The organism is Nonomuraea solani, from assembly GCF_900108335.1.
Taxonomy (GTDB): Bacteria; Actinomycetota; Actinomycetes; order Streptosporangiales; family Streptosporangiaceae; genus Nonomuraea; species Nonomuraea solani.
The window spans coordinates 178,449-196,852 of sequence record NZ_FNVT01000014.1; the positions used below are offsets into that span (position 1 = coordinate 178,449).

14 protein-coding genes are annotated in these 18,404 nt (G+C 72.6%); 11 read left to right on the forward strand and 3 right to left on the reverse strand.

All coding sequences use genetic code 11. From position 1 onward, the window contains the following. Window positions 1-29 precede the first annotated feature (29 nt). The 4 genes from C4V41_RS39310 to C4V41_RS39325 are packed head-to-tail and all read left to right on the forward strand — an operon-like array spanning window position 30 to window position 4,109. Window positions 30-1,820 (forward strand): DUF2264 domain-containing protein, encoded by a 1,791-nt coding sequence (locus tag C4V41_RS39310; RefSeq protein WP_103961080.1) that lies wholly within the window; start codon window positions 30-32, stop codon window positions 1,818-1,820. Then, window positions 1,817-2,863, forward strand: a complete 1,047-nt coding sequence (locus C4V41_RS39315) for a LacI family DNA-binding transcriptional regulator (protein ID WP_103961081.1) — start codon at window positions 1,817-1,819, stop codon at window positions 2,861-2,863. The genes C4V41_RS39310 and C4V41_RS39315 overlap by 4 nt, the downstream gene beginning before the upstream one ends. Further along, the gene (locus tag C4V41_RS39320; RefSeq protein ID WP_103961082.1) at window positions 2,863-3,858 is read left to right on the forward strand and encodes a hydroxyacid dehydrogenase; all 996 of its coding nucleotides are present in this window, start codon (window positions 2,863-2,865) and stop codon (window positions 3,856-3,858) included. Before C4V41_RS39315 ends, C4V41_RS39320 begins: the two co-directional genes overlap by 1 nt. A 35-nt stretch (window positions 3,859-3,893) precedes the next feature. Beyond that, window positions 3,894-4,109: a CDGSH iron-sulfur domain-containing protein gene (locus C4V41_RS39325; RefSeq protein WP_103961192.1), complete on the forward strand. Its 216-nt coding sequence runs from the start codon at window positions 3,894-3,896 to the stop codon at window positions 4,107-4,109. 929 nt (window positions 4,110-5,038) lie between these two features. Here the strand turns inward: C4V41_RS39325 and C4V41_RS39335 are convergent. Together C4V41_RS39335 and C4V41_RS39340 are read right to left on the reverse strand one after the other, a co-directional pair. Further along, window positions 5,039-6,040, reverse strand: coding sequence for an iron-containing redox enzyme family protein (locus C4V41_RS39335; protein WP_103961083.1), 1,002 nt, complete (start codon window positions 6,038-6,040; stop codon window positions 5,039-5,041). A 54-nt stretch (window positions 6,041-6,094) separates the two neighbouring features. Then, window positions 6,095-7,849, reverse strand: coding sequence for an ABC transporter ATP-binding protein (locus C4V41_RS39340; protein WP_103961084.1), 1,755 nt, complete (start codon window positions 7,847-7,849; stop codon window positions 6,095-6,097). A 74-nt stretch (window positions 7,850-7,923) separates the two neighbouring features. On the opposite strand from C4V41_RS39340, the gene C4V41_RS39345 reads away from it, so the two are divergent. The 7 genes from C4V41_RS39345 to C4V41_RS39375 all read left to right on the forward strand — a co-directional run bounded on the left by C4V41_RS39345 (window position 7,924) and on the right by C4V41_RS39375 (window position 17,042). Next, window positions 7,924-8,490, forward strand: a complete 567-nt coding sequence (locus C4V41_RS39345; RefSeq protein WP_103961085.1) for a TetR/AcrR family transcriptional regulator — start codon at window positions 7,924-7,926, stop codon at window positions 8,488-8,490. Window positions 8,491-8,664: 174 nt separating this feature from the next. Next, window positions 8,665-9,435, forward strand: coding sequence for a SigB/SigF/SigG family RNA polymerase sigma factor (locus tag C4V41_RS39350; protein ID WP_103961086.1), 771 nt, complete (start codon window positions 8,665-8,667; stop codon window positions 9,433-9,435). Window positions 9,436-9,498: 63 nt separating this feature from the next. Beyond that, window positions 9,499-9,978 carry a DUF305 domain-containing protein gene (locus C4V41_RS39355; RefSeq protein ID WP_235030671.1) on the forward strand — a complete coding sequence of 160 codons (480 nt, stop codon included), beginning with the start codon at window positions 9,499-9,501 and terminating at the stop codon, window positions 9,976-9,978. 5 nt (window positions 9,979-9,983) lie between these two features. Next, the gene (locus C4V41_RS39360; protein WP_235030672.1) at window positions 9,984-11,858 is read left to right on the forward strand and encodes a cytochrome c oxidase assembly protein; all 1,875 of its coding nucleotides are present in this window, start codon (window positions 9,984-9,986) and stop codon (window positions 11,856-11,858) included. A 9-nt stretch (window positions 11,859-11,867) separates the two neighbouring features. After that, the gene (locus tag C4V41_RS39365) at window positions 11,868-13,067 is read left to right on the forward strand and encodes a sensor histidine kinase (protein WP_200824520.1); all 1,200 of its coding nucleotides are present in this window, start codon (window positions 11,868-11,870) and stop codon (window positions 13,065-13,067) included. Then, window positions 13,064-13,729, forward strand: a complete 666-nt coding sequence (locus C4V41_RS39370; RefSeq protein WP_103961089.1) for a response regulator — start codon at window positions 13,064-13,066, stop codon at window positions 13,727-13,729. Before C4V41_RS39365 ends, C4V41_RS39370 begins: the two co-directional genes overlap by 4 nt. A 133-nt stretch (window positions 13,730-13,862) precedes the next feature. Further along, window positions 13,863-17,042 (forward strand): efflux RND transporter permease subunit, encoded by a 3,180-nt coding sequence (locus tag C4V41_RS39375; RefSeq protein ID WP_103961090.1) that lies wholly within the window; start codon window positions 13,863-13,865, stop codon window positions 17,040-17,042. Here C4V41_RS39375 and C4V41_RS39380 read toward each other — a convergent pair. Beyond that, window positions 17,039-18,385 (reverse strand): carotenoid oxygenase family protein, encoded by a 1,347-nt coding sequence (locus C4V41_RS39380; protein ID WP_103961091.1) that lies wholly within the window; start codon window positions 18,383-18,385, stop codon window positions 17,039-17,041. The two genes, C4V41_RS39375 and C4V41_RS39380, sit on opposite strands and share 4 nt — an antisense overlap. Window positions 18,386-18,404: the final 19 nt, after the last annotated feature.

Here is an 18,404-nt window from a genome sequence, read left to right on the forward strand (position 1 = left end):
AGTAACCGGTTACCTTGAGGAGCGCTGTCGTGAAGTTGCCGCCCGCCGACCAGGTCGCCTCGCCGCACACGGGTTACACCCGCGAGCACTGGCTGGCCGCCGCCGACGGGCTGCTGGAGGCCGTGGTCCCGTACGCGGTGCCGGGGTTCGCGCAGATTCGCCTGCCGGGGCGGCCGAGCTCGTCGGGTCCCGTGCTCGACGGCCTGGAGGGCTTCGCCCGCACGTTCCTGCTGGCCGCCTTCCGCGGCCGGGACGACGTGCTGGAGCGCTACGCCGAGGGCCTGGCCACCGGCACGGACCCCGCCTCGCCGTACGCGTGGCCCGCGATCGCCGACAACTCCCAGCAGATCGTGGAGGCCGCCTCCATCGCGCTGGCCCTGCACGAGAGCGGCCTGTACGACCGTCTCTCCCCGACCGTCCGGCGGCGGGTGGCCGCGTGGCTCGGCGGGATCACCGGCAAGCGCGCCTGGCCGTGCAACTGGGTGCTGTTCAAGGTGATCGTCCAGCAGTTCCTGGCCAACGCCGGCGCTCCGCACACGCCCGCCGAGATCGCCGAGGCCCTCGGCCAGGTCGAGAGCTGGTACGTCGGCGACGGCTGGTACACCGACGGCGACGGCCAGAACTACGACTACTACTGCGGCTGGGCCATGCACCTGTACACGCTGTGGTACACCCGCATGTCCGGCGCCCCCGACGCCGTCTACCGCGACAGGCTGAGCGCCTTCCTGGCCTCCTACCAGCACTTCTTCGCCGCCGACGGGGCTCCGGTGCACCAGGGCCGCTCGCTGACCTACCGGTTCGCGGCCGCCGCCCCGCTGTGGCTCGGGGCGCTCTTCGACGCGACGCCGCTGCCGCCCGGCCGCACCCGCCGCCTGGCCAGCGGGACGCTGCGGCACTTCCTGTCACACGGCGCCGTGGGGGAGGACGGGCTGCTGAGCCTGGGGTGGCACGGGGAGTATCTGCCGGTGACGCAGGCGTACTCGGGGCCGTGCTCGCCGTACTGGGCGAGCAAGGGGTTCATCGGGCTGCTGCTGCCCGCCGGGCACCCGGTGTGGACCGCCACCGAGGAGCCCGGCCCGGCCGAGACCGGCGACCAGGTGGTGGCGCTGCGCGGGCCCGGCTGGCTGCTGCACTCCACCCGCGACGACGGGATCGTCCGGCTGGTCAACCACGGCAGCGACCACAACGCGCCCCCTCCGGAGCCGGCCCACGACGACCCGCACTACGACCGGTTCGCGTACAGCACCCACACCGCCCCCGTGATCGTGACGGACGCCGTCGACAACCGGCTGGCCGTGATCGCTCCCGGCGGGACCGAGAGCCGGCGCGGGCGCATCGAGCGCATCGCCGCCGCCGACCGGTTCGCCGCCTCCCGCTCCACCTCCGGCAAGCCGCCCGCCGTCGTGGAGAGCGCCTCCTACGTGCACGGGCCGCACGAGATCCGCCTCCACCGCGTCACCGCCCCCGCCGGGCACACCGTCCGCGAGGGCGGCCACGCCACCCGCGAAGACCTCGCCGGCACCATCACCCCCCTGCACGGCTGGCACCGGGAGGGCGTGGCGCGCTTCTCGGCCGGCACCGCCTTCGGCCCCGACGTCACCGTCCCCTACCTGGAGGCCGACCATCCGGGCGGCACGGTCCTGCTCGCCTCGGTCGTCACCCTCGCGGGCGGCTCGCTCACCCCGGACCTGGTCGTCACCGCGAACGGCTGCGTCCTCTCACTGCCCGGCGGCGAGCACGTGGAGATCGAGCTCGGCGACCGCCCCCGCTACCTGCGGCGCCACCCGGACGGGACCGTCGTCACCTGGGAGTCCGCATGACCACCTCCAACCGCGTCACCATCAGGGACGTGGCCCGCCAGGCCGGCGTCTCGGTCGCCACCGTCTCCCGGGTCCTGGCCGGCGACTACCCGGTCCTCGCCGCCACCCGCAACAAGGTCATCCGCGCCGTACGCGAGCTCGACTACGTCCCCAACGCCCACGCCCGCGCCCTGTCCGCGGCCCGCCCCGGCGCCATCGCGATCGTGGTCAACAGCGTCGCGGTGCCCTACTACGCCTACATCGCCCAGGGCGTCGAGGAGCAGGCCGCCCAGGAGGGCCGGCTGTCGCTGATCTGCACCCACGGCGGCGACACCGGCCGCGAGCTGTCGATCGTGCAGCTCCTGCGCGAGCAGCGGGCCGAGGCCGTCATCCTGGTCGGCAGCGTGATCGTGGACGACGAATACCGCAAGCGCATGACCGAGTACGCCCACGCGCTGGCCGCCGCCGGCTCCCGCCTCGTCCTGTGCGGCCGCCCGCCGCTGGGGGAGGGCGTGCCCGCCCTCGTCGTCGGCTTCGACAACACCGGCGGCGCCCACGCCGTCACCGCTCACCTGCTGTCGGCCGGCCACCGCCGCATCCTCTACCTGGGGCTGCGGCCCGGCCACACCACCTCCGACAGCCGCGTGGCCGGCTACCGCAGCGCGCTCGCCGAGCACGGCGTGCCCGGCGACCCCGGCCTGGAGGTGGAGGCGGAGTTCTCCAGGGACGCCGGATACGCCGCGATGAACGGCCGCCTGGCCGCCGGGCCGCCCGACTTCACCGCCGTCTTCGCGGGCAACGACCTCGTCGCGGCGGGAGCGATCCAATCCCTGCGCGAGCACGGCCTGCGGGTGCCCGAGGACATGTCGATCGTCGGCTACGACGACGTGCCGCCCGCGCAGGACCTGGGGCTGACCACCGTGCACCTGCCGCACGACGAGCTCGGCCGGGCCGCCGTCCGCCTCGCGCTCGGCCGGACGACCACCAGCCCCATGACGCTCGGCACCCACATCGTGGTCCGCGACTCGGTACGCCCACGCCTCGCGGCCCCGCTCGGCTCCTGATGACCCCGCTCGCGGCGTTCGCCATGCAGCCCCTGCTGCTGCCCGAGCTGTTCCCGCTGGACCTGCGGCGGCGGCTGTCCCTGGTGACGCGGGTGCACGAGCGCGTGATCGACGCCTTCGACGGGCCGCTCGACGCCGAGATCCTGATCACCGGCTGGGGCTGCCCCCGGATCGACACCGGCGTCCTGGCCGCCGCCCCGCGGCTGCGGGCGGTCGTGCACGCGGCGGGCAGCGTCAAAGGGCATCTGACGGCGGCGGTGTTCGACCGGGGCATCACGGTGTCGTCGGCGGCCGAGGCCAACGCGGTGCCGGTGGCCGAGTTCACGCTGGCCATGCTGGTGCTCGCGGCCAAGCAGACCTTCCCCCGGGCGCGCGCGTACGCGGCCGGCGCCTGGTCGGGCGACGCGCTGCCCGGCGTGGCGACCCCGGGGGAGCGCGGCGGACTGTCCGGCTCGACCGTCGGGGTCATCGGGGCCTCACGGGTGGGGCGGCTGGTCATCGACCGGCTGCACGATCATGGGGCGGACGTGCTGCTCAGCGATCCGTACACGAGCGGGGAGGAGGCGGCGGCACTGGGCGTACGGGCCGTTCCACTGGACGAGCTGTGCCGCCACGCCGAACTGGTCACGGTGCACGCCCCCGAACTCCCGGAGACCCGCGGCCTGCTCGACGAACGCCGCCTGTCACTCCTGCGGGACGGCGCCGTCGTGATCAACACCGCCCGGGGCTCCCTGATCGACACCGCCGCCCTGGTCCGGCACTGCGCCACCGGCCGCATCGGCGCCGTCCTCGACGTCACCGACCCCGAGCCCCTGCCCTCCGGCCATCCGCTCCTCGGCCTGCCGAACGTCCTGGTGACCCCGCACATCAGCGGCGCCAGAGGGCGGGAGCTGCGGCGGCTGGGAGAGTTCGCGGTGGCCGAGGTGGAACGCCTGACCCGCGGCCGCCCGCTCAGAGGCACGGTACGCCCCGCCGACCTGAACAGGATCGCCTGACGTTTTCACCGTGGGCGGTGGGGCAGGGGAGGCGCATGCGCGACGTGGTGACGGTGACGCCTTGCGAGGACGGTCCACTGCTGCTCAGAGGGCCCTTCGAACTCGTCACCCAGGACGGGGAGCGGATCGACGCGGGCCGGGCGACGGTCGCCCTGTGCCGGTGCGGCCGGTCGGCGGCCAAGCCGTTCTGCGACGGCTCGCACAAGGCCGCCGGTTTCCGCGCCACCAGCGAGCCCGACCCGCCTGCGTAGGGCGCGGGCCGAATGGGCGGCCCGCCTGATCCGGCCGCCCGCGTACGGCACGCCGCCCGTCAGCGCGGACCCGAGAGCGAGCCAGCCGCACACCGCCCGCTCCATGATCCAGACCGGCGCCAGCAGCGACCCGGACACCGGGAACACCCGCCGCCCGCCCGCGCGCCACCGCCCCGTCTCCGCCATGACCACGGCCAGCGCGGCCCCCGCCAGCAGGAGACGGGGACGCCGCAGCAGGGCGACGGCGGGCAGGACGGCCAGGAACACCGCCATCCTGACCGGTTGCGCCAGGTCGTCGTACGCCTGCCGGACCCGCTGCGACCAGAACCGGCGCGCGTCGCAGGGGAGCCGGCGCACGTACAGGCCGGGCGGGCACAGCTCGCGGCCGCCATGGGCGCGCACGGTGCGGATGAGTTCGAGGTTCTCGAACAGCACGTCGCCGTCATATCCGCCCATCCGCAGGAAGAAGCCGCGCCGGATGCCGAACGTGCCCGGGTAGTCGGCGCCGAGGCTGCGGTTGAGCAGGGTGCGGGCGGTGTCCCAGCGGGCGTGCCAGGGGAGCGGGTCGAAGTAGTTCTGCGGCCTGACCAGGTCGGCGCCGGCCAGCAGGGCGTGGATCGCGGTCAGGGCGGGCAGGTCGTAGCGCACGTCGTCGTCGGCGATCACCACCCGGTCGCCGGCCGCCAGCCGCAGCCCGGTGGTGACGCCCGCGACCTTGCCGTTGGCGAACCCGAGCCCGGCCGCCGGGCGCACGTGCCGCACCAGGCCCTGCCAGCGGTGAGCGTGCCGGTCGAACAGCTCACCAGGACTCCCGTCCACGACGATCACCCGCACGAACGGGGTCAGCCTGCCGAGATAGGCGGTCAGCTCGTCGAGCCCGGCGTCGTCGGTCCAGCGCAGGGGCAGCACATAGTCCAGGTCCAGGTCGTTCACGTGACGGCTGCCACGCCTTCGTGTGCGCCGAGGAGGGAGGTGACGCTGCGTTCCCAGCAGGCCATGGCGTGCCGGGCCCAGAGGCGGTCGAGGGTCAGCGCGCAGGCGGCCCCGTACAGGATGTCGCCCGTCAGCTCCGGGTGCGCGGCCGCGAAACCGCCGCACAGGTCGTTCGCCGCGATCTGCTCGTGCACGGCGTCCGCCTGCACGTGCTCCTCGTAGTAGCGCACCGCCGAAGGGTCGCCGCCGAGGCGGCGGAGGCCGAGGGCGTAGCGGCGGTTCGGGACGGAGGATGTCATTTCGAGCGCCGCCAGGTGGCCGAGCAGGGCCCCGCGCAGCCTTCGGTGCAGCCCGAACAGCGACATCACGTTGGAGACGGCCAGGGTGATACCGGGGACGCGGGGCAGGTACGCGTCGTAGGAGTCGTCGAGGCCGAGGCCGCGCATGGTGGCGCGGAACAGCTCGGAGTGCATGCGCTCCCGCCGGCCGCCGCCGTACTCGTCGGCCTGGATCTCCACGAGCGCCGCCTTGGACCTGCCGCGCAGCCGTGGGATGCCCCAGGTATGAGGATCGGCCTCTTTGAGATGATAAATCGATCGATGGATGACGAACTCGCGGAACGTCGTGAGATCGGCCTCGCGCTGCAGGAACCGCGACAGCGGCGGCCCCTCGTCCGAGCCGGTCAGCTCGCCGAGCGCCCGCCGCACCTCACCGGGCGCCACCGGGCCGGGACGGGGGACGGCGTCCGCGAGCGCCCACTCGAAGCGCCGTTCGAGCACCCGCCTGAACCCCAGCAGCCCCGGCTCCCACTCCCAGCCGTCGTCGACCCCGTCGAACCCCTGGTAGTGCAGCTCGTAACAGGCGAACAGGGCGAGCTGCAGATCGTCGTCGCCGAGCCCGCCCTCGACGGAGATGTCCGGCAGCGGCACCCCCGGCGGACCGGCGAGCCGGTCGAACAGCAGCTCCGTGATCGGGCCCCGGACAGGTGGCAGCCGCATCAAGCACCCCCCCGCGAGACGATCGGATCCCTGAACTGCCCCTGAACCAGGTGCTCAAACGGCCGTGGCCGGCTGGGCGGAGATGCGCAGGGAGGCGACGAGCTCCTGGTAGAGGGTGTCCGTGGCCAGGAGTTCCGCGTGGCCGCCACGGGCACGGACGCGGCCGTCCTCCATGAGGATGATCTCGTCGGCGTCGATCACGGTGGACAGCCGGTGCGCGATCGTGACCACCGCGCTCGTGGCGGCCCGGGCGCGGACGCAGTCGTGGACGGCCGCCTCGGTGAGCCCATCGAGTTGGGCGGTGGCCTCGTCGAGGAGCAGGACGTCCGGCGTGCGCAGCAGCGCGCGGGCCAGGGCGATGCGCTGGCGTTCGCCGCCGGAGACCTGCGTGGACGACAGCGGCGTGTCCAGGCCGTCGTCGAGCACCGCGACCTTGCCGGCGAGCCGGACGTCGGCCAGCACCCCGGCCAGCTCCTCCTCGGTGGCGTCGGGGTGGGAGAACAGCAGGTTGTCGCGGATGGTGCCGGGCACGACGGGCGTGTCCTGCTCCACGTACGCCAGCCGCGACCTGATCTCGTCCCGGGTGTACTCGGCGTACGGGCGGCCGTCGAGGAGCAGGGTGCCGTCCTGAGGTTCCAGGAAGCCCAGGACGAGCGAAAACAGCGTGGTCTTGCCCGCCCCCGACGGGCCGACGACGGCGACGTGGCCACGGCGCGGGATCGCCAGGTCGACGCCGCGCACGGCCGGCTCGGCGTCCGGCCCGTAGACGGCGGTGACGCCCCGGAACTCCAGGACGGGCCCACCCGCGCCGGCCGGGCTCTGACGTGCGCCCGGCCGGGTGACGGGCTCGGTCTCGATGGCGTCGATCTCGCGGATGCGCTCGGCGGCCGCGATGCCCGACTGCAGGGCGGTGAAGTTCTGGCTGAGCTCGGTGATGGGATCCATGAGGCCGAACGCGTACAGCAGGAACGCGATCAGGCCGGACACCTCCAGTTGCCCCGCCCCCACCCGCCAGGCGCCGATCCCGAGCACCAGGATGATCGCGAGCTGCACCCCTGACCACGCGATGGTCCAGGCGGTGGCCTCCGCGCGCACCGCCCGCACGCCGTGCTCGGCGGAGGTCCTGGCGTGGCTCAGGATGCGGTCGGCCTGGCGGTCCTCGGCGCGGCTCACCTTGACGGTCCTGACGGCCCGCAGGGCGCCCTCCAGCACGCCGCCGAGCCGGCCGACCTGCTCCTGAGCGCGTTCCTGCGCCTTGGAGATCGTGGGCATGAGCAGCGCGAACAGCACGATGACCACCGAGACGGCCGCCACCGTCACCCCGAGCAGGACGAGGTCGAGCACGCTCATCAGCACCAGGGTCCCGGCCAGCATGACGACCCCGTTGATCAGCCCGATCACGCTGGACGTGGCGGCCTCGCGCAGCAGCACCGTGTCCGAGGTGACCCGGGTGACCAGCTCGCCCGGGGGATGCCTGGTGATCGCGGGCACGGTGGCGCGCAGGAAGCGGCGCACCATCGACTCACGCGCGTCCAGCACGACGCGCTCGCCCAGCGCGCCCAGCTTGGTCCACTGCCAGCGCGCGATCACCGCTCCGACGACGAGCAGGCCCAGCAGCGCCGCGATCGGGCCGGCCAGGGAGCCGCCCGTGCCGAGCTCGTCGAGCACCCATTTGGTGACCATGGGCGAGGCCAGGCCCAGCCCGGAGGTCACGAGCGCCAGCACGAGCCCGAGCGCCAGCGTGCGCGTGTGCGGCCGGGCGAACGACCACAGCACGCGGAGCCGGGGGAACCTCTCTGGAACAGCCATACCTAAAATGGAACATTCTTGTTCCGAAAAAGTCAAATTCATTCCATAATGGAAGTACGCGCTACCGTAGTCTCATGGACACAGACGCCCCCACCGGCGCCCGGGCGCGAACCAGGCGAGCCATCCTTGACGCGGCCCTGACGGTTCTCGCCCAGAACGCGGCGGCCTCCCTCGCCGACATCGCGGTCGCCGCCGGGGTGGGGCGCACCACGATCCACCGCTACTTCCCCGAGCGGTCCGACCTGCTGGCCGCGATCGGCACGTACCTGCTGGAGCGGATCGACGCGGCGACCGTCCGCGCCCGCCTGGAAGATGGGGCCGCCGACGCGGCGCTGGAGCGGGTCTGCCAGGAATACTTCGAGCTCGGCGACGCCCTGCTGTTCGCCTTCGAGAACCCGAGCCTGGCGCAGTGGGCGGGCTGGGAGACCGAGACCGAGTCCGACAGGGCACTGGCCCGGCTCGTCGAGCGCGGCCACGCCGAGGGCGCCCTCGATCCGCGCATGCCGGCGTCCTGGGTGTCCGAGACGATGTGGGCGCTGCTCTACACCGCCTGGCAGCACACCCGGACGAACGAGGCCCCCAAGCACGCCGCCCTGGATCTGTGCCTCCATACCCTCAGAAAGGCGACCCGCGCCGGCTAGCTTCAGCGCGGATGTGACCTGTTCGTTACCGAAATTGGGCATGGGATGCCGATCCATGGGGCATTCTTGATCTCGAAGTCCAAGCAGAGGGCTTCTCCTACGAAACATCGTGGTGTGCCTCTGCCTGGGCTTTTTCCATGTGCGGGGCCGCCTGAGACATTTGTGGAGTATCAGATGGCCGTCCTGGAGATCGCGTTCGAAGACATGACCGCCGAGCAACTGCTGGCGGAGCTGAACCGGCCGGAGATCGGCGAGTGGCACCAGACTCGCATCCGTGAGCGCGTCGTCGAGATGTACACCGGCCTCGTCGGCGAGGTCACCCGCCGCTACCGCTACCGCGGCGAGTCCATGGAGGACCTGCGCCAGGCCGCGTACGTCGGCCTCATGAAGGCCATCAACGGCTTCGACCCCGAGCTGGGTCACGAGTTCCGCGGCTACGCCATGATCACCATGGTCGGCGAGGTCAAGCGCCACTTCCGCGACCGCACCTGGGCCATCCGGGTGCCGCGGGTCTACCAGGAGCGCCGCCTGGAGCTCAACAAGGCCACGCAGGAGCTCACCCAGGAGCTCGGCCACTCGCCGACCGTCGCGGAGCTGTCGGCCAGGATGGGCATCTCCGAGGAGGACGTGCTCCTCACGCTCGACGCGGCCACCGCGTACAACACGCTGTCCCTCGACGCCCCCGTCGGCGGCGAGGACGACGCGGCCGACCTGGGCGACTTCCTGCCCGCGCAGGACGACACGCTGGACACCATGCTCGGCAGGCACGCGATCAAGCCGCTGATCGACGCGCTGCCGGAAAGGGAGCGCAACATCCTGCTGATGCGCTTCTACGGGAACATGACCCAGTCCGAGATCGCCACCGAGTTCGGCATCTCGCAGATGCACGTCTCCCGGATCCTGCGCTCCGTGCTCACCAAGCTGCGCAAGGCCCTGTCCGACTGAGACGGGATTCACTCGAACCACCGCACCGCACCGCGCGTACCCCCATGTATGCGTTGGAGCTTGATGGTGCCGGCACTGCTGGGCATGGTCCTGATGACCGGCTGCGCCGCGGCGGCGGACACGACGGTGGATCACGTCCAGGCCGACGTGACGTTCAGCAAGGACATGATCGGACATCACCAGGAGACGATCCGCCTGGCCGAGGCGGGCGCGAAACAGGGCGGCAGCGCGTACGTGCGCGACCTGAGCAAGAAGCTCATCGCGGCCGAGCAGACGGACATCGACATGATGGCGTCCTGGCTGCAGTCCTGGCAGGTCGCGGTGCCCGTCGCCGGAGCGCGGGCGGCGGGGGCGGACATCCCGGCCGGGGACGGCTTCGACGAGCAGTGGCTGAAGGCGCTCTCCGAGCACCTGAAGCACGGCGTCCACATGTCCGAGCAGGTGAAGACGGAGGGTGAGCACGGCCCCACGAAGGAGATGGCCGAACGGCTCATCAAGGAGCAGAGCGCCGAGCTGGCGGAGATCGACAAGCGGCTGTCGTGACGACGATGAGGGCGTCGGCCCGGATCTCCGCCGGCACCGCGGTCGCCGTGGGCCTCGTGGCGCTGGTGCTCGTGCTGCCGCTGGGCGGGGCCGCCGAGCCGCAGATCGCCGGGCTGCCCACCGCGGGCCCGCTGACCGAGCGCGCGCTGATGCTGGCCCGGTTCCTGTTCGACCTGTGCGGGGTCGGCACCGTCGGAACGCTGCTCGCGGCCGCCGTCCTGGCGCCGCGCGACTCGCCGGAGAAGGCGGCCTGCGTGCGCGCGGCCGGCTGGTGGGCGCTCGGCTGGACGGTCACCGCGCTGCTCGTCTACGTGCTGACCGTGTCGGACGTCGTCGCGCTGCCGGTCACGGAGCTGCTCGCCGATCCCGGCCTGCTGCGCACCGGCGGCTCCATCCCGCAGGCCGAAGCCCTGCTGCTCGTGCTGGCCATGACCCTCGCGACGGGCCTGGCCACCCGGCTGCGGCGGCTGCCCGCGTGGGTTCCGCTCGTGGTCGCCGCGGCGGGGCTGCTCCCGCCCGCGTACGTCGGCCACGCGGCCTCCGCCGGCGACCACGACCTGGCCGTGTCCGCCCTGACGGCGCACCTGCTGGCCATGGCGGTGTGGGTCGGCGGCCTGGGCGCGGTGCTCCTGCACTTCCGCCGCTCCGCGAGCCTGCGGATCGTGCTGCCCAGGTTCAGCACGATCGCGCTGTGCTGTTTCGCCGCGGTGACGGTCTCCGGCGTGGCCGCCGCGTGGGTGCGGCTGCCCGAGGTGTCTGATCTGTGGCGTACGGAGTACGGCTGGTTCCTGCTGGCCAAGTCCGCCGCGCTGGCGCTCCTGGCGATGTTCGGCTGGACGCACCGGCAGCGGACGGTGGACCGCGTCGCCGACCGCAGCGTGCGCCACGTCTTCGTCCGGCTGGCCGTGGGCGAGGTGATCGTGATGGCGGCGGCGATGGCCCTGGCCGTCGGCCTGTCGCGGACCCCGCCACCGGTCCCGGCCGCGGAGCCGGCCGGTAACGAGCACGACCTGCTGGAGTACGCGCTGGCCCCGGTCTCGCCCAGCGCCCTGTTCACCGAGGTCCGCCCCGACGCGTTGATCCTGCTGCTCCTGGCGCTGCCCGCGCTGGCCTACCAGATCGGCACGCGCCGCGCCGGCCCCTGGCCGTACGGCCGCACGCTGGCCTGGTACGCCGGCCTGGCGCTGATCGGGTTCGTGCTGCTCGGCGGCGTCGGCGGTTACGCGCGGGCGATGCTGTCGATCCACGCCGTGCAGCAGGTCGTGCTCACCGTGGTCGCGCCGCTGCTGCTCTGCCTCGGCGCGCCGCTCACCCTGGCGGGCCGGGCCACGACCGCCTCGTCGCAGTACGGGAGGATCGGTTCGCGGGCTCCCGGGCGGGCGTTGTTCGGGTGGGCGCTGGTGGCGTACGTGCCGGCGTTGCCGCTGCTGCACCGTACCGGCTGGCTCCAATGGTCGTTGTCCGGACATGTCGCCCATCTGGCGACGGCGTTCCTGCTGCTCGGCGCTTCCCTGCCGGTCTTCTGGCTGCTGACGGCCGTGGACCCGCTGCCCCGGGTCTCCTGGGCCTTCCGGGCCGGGGCGCTGACCGTGGTGGCGGCCGTGCACCTGGTGGTGGGCGTTTCCCTGCTGTTCGGAACCCTGGCCGGGGCCGACTGGTTCCTGGTCGTGGCCCCGCCCGGCGCGCCCGACCTGTTCGACGACCAGCGGCTGGCCGCGGCCGTCTACCTGCTCGGGCCGCTGCTCCCGCTCTCGCTCCTGGCCGTACGGCTGCTGCGGGCCCGGCGACCGGCACCCGAGCAGCCTGAGAAGGCGCTACCGCGATCGCAGTACGCGCGTCCGGTACCCGTGAATGAGGGAGCGGGCGCCGATCGGCCATAGCGTGGAACAGTGAGTTTGCTGAGCTGGGCGAGACGGGTGCCGCGCGTCTGGGACATCGTGCTGGCCGCGTTCCTCTACATCGCGACGCTTCTGGCCCCCTATGCCGAGAGGCACGCGCCACCGAGGCCGCGTCCCCCGTGGGCGACGACGACCGACCCGCTCACCATGGAGGCCGTCGTGATCGGCCTGGTGGTCTGCGGCGCGCTGGTGTTCCGGCGGAGCCACCCGCGGGCCGCCCTGGCCGCGTGCCTGGGCGGCCTCGTCGTCTACTTCGCGCTCGGCGGCGACCGCACCCCGCTCGACCTGGGCCCGATGATCGCCGTGTACACCGTGGCCCTGCACAGCGCGCGCCGGACGGCCTGGTTCACCGGGCTGGCCGTCTCGCTCGTCCTGGCCGGATCCAGGTTCGTGTTCGCGGGGGAGTCGCTGGTGGCGCCCGAGCTGCTGGCGCAGGTGGCCTGGATCGGCATGGCCACCGCCATCGGGGACGCGGTGCGCAGCCGCCGGGCGTACGTGGCCGCCATCGAGGAACGGGCGCGCAGGGCCGAGGCCACCCGCGAGGAGGAGGCCGAGCGCCGCGTGATGGAGGAACGCCTGCGCATCGCCCGTGAGCTGCACGACGTGCTGGCCCACCACATCGCGCTCATCAACGTCCAGGCCCAGGTCGCGGCGCACGTGCTGGACAGCAGGCCGGACGAGGCGCGCCAGGCGCTCGGCCACGTCCGCAACGCGGGCAAGGAGGCGCTGAACGAACTGCGCACCACCGTCGGCCTGTTGCGGCGGCCCGGGAGCCCCGACGACGTGCCGGCGGAACCGTCGCCCGGCCTCGATCGGCTGCCCGACCTGATCGCCTCGTTCACGGCGGCCGGCCTGAACGTGGAGTGCCTGGCCGAGGGCGTGCCGAGACCGCTGCCGGCGCCGGTGGAGCTGGCCGCGTTCCGCATCTTCCAGGAGGCGCTGACCAACGTCAGCAAGCACGCCACGGACGCCGGCGTACACGTGCGGCTCGGCTGGGAGCCCGGCCAGGTGACCGTCCAGGTCACCGACGACGGCCCAGGCGGGCCACCCACCGGGGGAGCGGGGCACGGCCTGATCGGGATGCGGGAACGCGCGCTGTCCGTGGGCGGCACCTTCAGCGCGGGACCGGACCGGCGGGGCGGCTGGTGCGTGCACGCCGTGCTGCCAGCGCCGGAAGGGGCGCTCGCATGAGCGTCCGTGTCCTGCTGGCCGACGACCAGGCGCTGGTCAGGGCCGGGTTCCGGGTGCTGGTGGAGACCGCGCCCGACCTGACCGTGGTGGGCGAGGCCGCCAACGGCGGCGAGGCGGTGCGGCTGGCCGGGGAGACCGGGGCCGACGTGGTCCTGATGGACATCCGCATGCCGGGCATGGACGGCCTGGCCGCGACCAGGGAGATCACCAAGAGCGGCACGGCGACCCGGGTGCTGGTGCTGACGACGTTCGAGATCGACGAGTACGTCTTCGCCGCGCTGCGGGCCGGCGCCAGCGGGTTCCTGGGCAAGAGCGTCGAGGCCGAACAGCTCCAGGAGGCCATCCGGGTGGTCGCCAGGGGAGAGGCGCTGCTGTCGCCGTCGGCCACCCAGGGCCTGATCACCCGCTTCCTGGCCAGCCCGAACGCCCATCCCGACCACCTGCCCGGCGACCTGGCCGTGCTCACCGAACGCGAGCGCGAGATCATGATCCTGGTGGCGACCGGCCTGACCAACGACGAGATCGCCCTCCGGCTGGGGATCAGCAGGACGACCGTCAAGACCCACGTCAACCGGGCGATGCTCAAACTCGGCGCGCATGACCGCGCCCAGCTCGTGATCATCGCGTACGAGACGGGCATGGTTCGACCGCGGCCGCAGTAGCGGGCCACGGCCCCGTACGGCGATCGCGGTAGATCAGGACCATCCCCAGGTCGGAAATTTCCTTCGTATACGGCAACAAGGCTTGAGACATCGGGCCGCGCGGCCTGACCCGAATGCGAAGAGAAGTGGACCGATGTCGTTCCTGGCCAGATTGAGCCTCGCCAACCGAGGCCTCGTCGCGCTCGTCACCCTCGCGGTGACGGCCTTCGGGATCTTCACCATCCCCCAGCTGAAACAGCAGCTCCTGCCCTCGCTGGCCTTCCCGCAGGTCTCGATCATCGCGGCCTACCCGGGCGCGGCGCCGCAGATCGTCGAGGACGGTGTCACCGTCCCCATCGAGGACGCGGTACGCGGCCTGACCGGGGTCACCGGCGTCACCTCGACCTCGCGGGAGTCCAGCTCGACGATCCAGGTGGCCTTCGACTTCGGCACGGACGTCGACGCCGCCCAGAGCGACATCCAGCAGGCCGTGGACCGGCTGTCGCTCCCCGATGACGTGGACCCGCAGGTCGCCGTGGGCAGCACCGACGACCTGCCGGTCATGCAGCTGGCCGCCGCCTCCGACGAGGGCCAGCAGGGGCTCGCCGACCGGCTGTCCACCCAGGTGGTGCCGACGCTCGCGGGCATCGAGGGCGTCAAGGAGGCCACCGTCACGGGCCTTCGCGCCGAGGTCATCACGATCACGCCCGACGAGGACGAGCTCAAGGACAAGGGACTGGACGCCTCGGCGATCTCCAGCGCGATCCAGAACGCGGGCAACCCGCTGCCCGCCGGCACGCTGACCAAGTCGGGGACCGCGCTGAGCGTCCAGGTGGGCAGCCGGTTCGACGGCGTCGCCGACCTGAAGGACCTCTACCTCACCCCGGCGGCGGCACCCGCGCAGCAGCCCGCCCAGCAGACTCAGCAGCCCGGCCGTCCCGGCGCCCAGCCCCAGCAGGCGAAGCCCGCCCCCAAGCCCGACCCGGTGCGGCTGGGCGACGTGGCGAGCGTGAAACTGGGCCTGGCCGACTCCGCCACGCTGACCCGTACCGACGGCAAACCGAGCCTGGGCATCTCGATCACCATGAAGCCCGACGGCAACGCCGTGTCGATCTCCGACGAGGTCAGGGCCGAGCTGCCCGCCCTCGCCCGGCAGCTCGGCGGCCAGAGCAGCCTCACCATCGTGTTCGACCAGGCCCCCTCGGTCGAGCAGGCCATCGAGAGCCTCACCACGGAGGGCCTGCTCGGCCTGGCCATGGCGGTCCTGATCATCCTGGTGTTCCTGTTCTCGATCCGCTCCACCCTGGTGACCGCGGTCTCCATCCCGCTGTCGGTGCTGATCGCGCTGATCGCGCTGTGGGCCTGGGACTACTCGCTCAACATGCTCACCCTCGGCGCCCTGACCATCGCCGTCGGCCGGGTGGTGGACGACTCGATCGTGGTCCTGGAGAACATCAAACGCCATTTGTCGTACGGCGAGCGCAAACGGCAGGCCATCGAGAATGGCGTGCGCGAGGTCGCCGGAGCCGTCACCGCCTCCACCCTGACCACGGTCGCCGTCTTCCTGCCCATCGCCTTCGTCGGCGGCCTGGTCGGCGAGCTGTTCGGGTCGTTCTCCATCACCGTGACGGTGGCGCTGCTGGCCTCGCTGCTGGTGTCGCTGACCGTCGTGCCGGTGCTCAGCTACTGGTTCCTGAAGCCGGGCAAGAAGGAGACCGGCCGCGACGTGGCCGAGGAGCGCGAGCGGCGCAGCCCGCTGCAGCGCGCCTACGTGCCGGTCATCCGGTTCGCCACCCGGCACCGCCTGTCCACGGTCGCCGCCGCGCTGGCCATCCTGGCGGGCACGCTCGCCCTGATCCCGCGCCTGGAGACCAGCTTCATCGACAACGCCGGCCAGAACACCGTCAGCGTCACCCAGAACCTGCCCGCCGGCACCTCCCTGACCGCCGCCGACGCCAAGGCCAAGCAGGTCGAGGACGTGCTGACCGGCATCAAGGACATCGCGTCTTACCAGGTCACCGTGGGTGGCGGCAGCAACGTCAGCATGACGGGCGGCGGCCCGCCCGGAGCGGGCGGTGGCGGTGGCGGCGGCACGGCGCGCGCCAGCTACTCCCTCACGCTGCGCGACGGCAGCGAGACCGCCGCCGTCGAGAACACCCTGCGCGAGCGGCTCGGCGCGCTCACCGACGCCGGTGAGATCAGCGTCGGCCAGTCGGGCGGCTTCGGCGGCGACGGCCTGCAGGTCGTGGTGCACGCCACCGAACAGGAGGGCCTGCGCGAGGCGGCCGACACCGTACGCGCCGCGATGGCCTCGATGCCCGGCCTGACCGAGGTGACCAGCAGCGCCGCCGACACCGCGCCGCGCGTGGACGTCACCGTGGACCGCGAGAAGGCCGCCGAGAAGGGCCTGTCGGAGATGGCCATCGGGCAGGCGGTGGCCCAGGCGTTCCAGGGCGCCACCGTCACCCAGCTCACCTTCGACGACACCACGGCCGACGTCGTCCTGCGTACCGGCGACGTGCCCGCCTCCCTCGGCGAGCTGCGCGACCTGGAGCTGCCCGGCGGCGTGGAGCTGCGCGACGTCGCCAAGGTCGCGCAGGTCGACGGGCCCGTCTCCGTCACCCGCATCGACGGGCAGCGCAGCGCCACCGTCTCCGGCAAGTACACCGGCTCCGACCTCGGCACGGCCGGCACCGACCTGGAGAACAGGCTCGCCAAGCTGACCCTGCCCGCCGGGGCCACCTACTCCATGGGCGGTGCCAGCGCCGACCAGGCCGAGGCGTTCGGCAGCCTGGGCCTGGCCCTGGTCGCGGCCGTGGCCCTGGTGTTCTTCGTCATGGTCGGCACCTTCCGCAGCCTGATCCAGCCGCTGATCCTGCTGGTGTCCATCCCGTTCGCCGCCACCGGCGCGATCGGGCTGCTCCTGGTCACCGGCACCCCGCTCGGCCTCGCCGCCATGATCGGGCTGCTCATGCTGGTCGGCATCGTGGTCACCAACGCGATCGTGCTGCTCGACCTGATCAACCAGTATCGGCGGCAGGGGATGCCGCTGCAGGAGGCGGTCGTCGAGGGCGGGCGCAAGCGGCTGCGGCCGATCCTGATGACGGCGCTCGCCACCATCTTCGCCCTCATGCCCATGGCGCTGGGCCTCACCGGAGGCGGCGGCTTCATCTCCAAGCCGCTGGCCATCGTGGTCATCGGCGGCCTGGTCAGCTCCACTCTGCTCACCCTGGTGCTGGTGCCGACCCTGTACACCATGGTCGAGAACCGGAAGGAGAAGCGGCGGAGCACGCCGGAGGCCGTGGAGAAGCCGGTGCCCGTGGGCGTCTCCTAGCTCTTCGGCACCCAGATGCCGTGGAAGCCCGTGGGGACGCGGACCGGCAGGCGGACCTCGGCCACCGGCCGGGCCGACAGGTCGGCGGCGTCCAGGATCGCCAGGTATCCGGTGCCCCGGGCCCGATCGTGGCAGAAGGTCAGCAGATAGCCGTCGTCGTCCCCCGCCCCTTGCCGGCGGGGGACGAAGGCGGCTTCGCCACAGAGATGCCCGGCGGGCAGCCGGTGGGTGTCGCGGGCCGCGCCCCTGGCGAAGTCGTACTTGTAGATCTCGGAGCGCTCGGGCTCGGCTTCGAGGGAGAAGCTCGTGACGTAGCCGAAGCGGTGCGGGCGTCCGACCTCGGCGTCGGCGACGCGCGGATATTCGAGCGGGGCGTCGTCCAGCGGCCGCTCCGAGACCTTGCCCGTGGCCGTGTCCAGCCGCCACTCATGCAGCCGGGGCAGGCCGCCGCCGACGTCCTCGGGGCCCGCGCGCCAGAGCGTCGGCACACGGCAGCCGACGACCGTGATCGTGCCGTCCCGCTCCGAGGCGTTCATCGTGTGCCACACGTAGCACGGATCGACCTCGAACCAGCGCACCTCGCCGCCGTCCCGCCGCATCACGCCGAACCGCGCGCCGTGCCCGTCGTCCCACCGCCACGGCATTCCGCCGGTCATCGCCGGGTCGAACACGACGGGCAGGTCCATGAAGATCGCGTGGTGCTCGGTGATGGCGAAGTCGTGCATCATCGTCGCCCGCGGCACCGGCACCACCTGCGCCTGGAGCACCTCGCCGGTCGGCGCGGCGCGGTAGTAGGTCAGGTACGGCGGGCGCAGCCGGTAGCCGAAGAACAGCAGCTCGCCGGTGCGCGGGCAGATCTTGGGGTGGGCGGTCATGGGGGTCCGTAGGGCGCCGCCGAAGGTGTACGGCCCGGCCGTCTCCAGCTCGGGCGTGATCTCGTACGGGAAGCCGCCCTCCTCCAGGGCGAGCAGCCGGCCCGCGTGAGAGACCAGGTGGGTGTTGGCCGTCGTGACCCGGTAGTCGACCTGGCCGGTGGCCGCGTCGTAGGCCAGGGCGTAGCGGGACTCGCCGGGGTGCTCGTACAGCGGGGTGCGGACGTAGCGGTTGCGGTACCAGCGGGCCCGCCCGCCCGCCAGCGCCACGGCGTGCACCATGCCGTCGCCCGCGAAGAAGTGCGGTGACCAGCCCGTACGCGGGTTGGGGCCGTTGCGGAGATAGATCCCGTTCAGCTCCTCGGGGATGGCGCCGGTCACCTCGGCCGGCTCCACCGTCACCTCCTCGGTGACCGGTGCGTTGTTGCCCGCCAGGTGCAGAGGCAGGTTGCCTTCTTGCGCGGTCGTCATCCGCCGACTCCTTCGTGTG

Coding starts and splice junctions, on each gene's coding strand:
- C4V41_RS39335 (WP_103961083.1), bottom strand. CDS start 6,040: ATGCGGCTGCCACCTGTCCGGGGCCCGATCACGGAGCTGCTGTTCGAC.
- C4V41_RS39355 (WP_235030671.1), top strand. CDS start 9,499: ATGGTGCCGGCACTGCTGGGCATGGTCCTGATGACCGGCTGCGCCGCG.
- C4V41_RS39340 (WP_103961084.1), bottom strand. CDS start 7,849: ATGGCTGTTCCAGAGAGGTTCCCCCGGCTCCGCGTGCTGTGGTCGTTC.
- C4V41_RS39360 (WP_235030672.1), top strand. CDS start 9,984: ATGAGGGCGTCGGCCCGGATCTCCGCCGGCACCGCGGTCGCCGTGGGC.
- C4V41_RS39370 (WP_103961089.1), top strand. CDS start 13,064: ATGAGCGTCCGTGTCCTGCTGGCCGACGACCAGGCGCTGGTCAGGGCC.
- C4V41_RS39375 (WP_103961090.1), top strand. CDS start 13,863: ATGTCGTTCCTGGCCAGATTGAGCCTCGCCAACCGAGGCCTCGTCGCG.
- C4V41_RS39315 (WP_103961081.1), top strand. CDS start 1,817: ATGACCACCTCCAACCGCGTCACCATCAGGGACGTGGCCCGCCAGGCC.
- C4V41_RS39350 (WP_103961086.1), top strand. CDS start 8,665: ATGGCCGTCCTGGAGATCGCGTTCGAAGACATGACCGCCGAGCAACTG.
- C4V41_RS39345 (WP_103961085.1), top strand. CDS start 7,924: ATGGACACAGACGCCCCCACCGGCGCCCGGGCGCGAACCAGGCGAGCC.
- C4V41_RS39325 (WP_103961192.1), top strand. CDS start 3,894: ATGCGCGACGTGGTGACGGTGACGCCTTGCGAGGACGGTCCACTGCTG.
- C4V41_RS39380 (WP_103961091.1), bottom strand. CDS start 18,385: ATGACGACCGCGCAAGAAGGCAACCTGCCTCTGCACCTGGCGGGCAAC.
- C4V41_RS39320 (WP_103961082.1), top strand. CDS start 2,863: ATGACCCCGCTCGCGGCGTTCGCCATGCAGCCCCTGCTGCTGCCCGAG.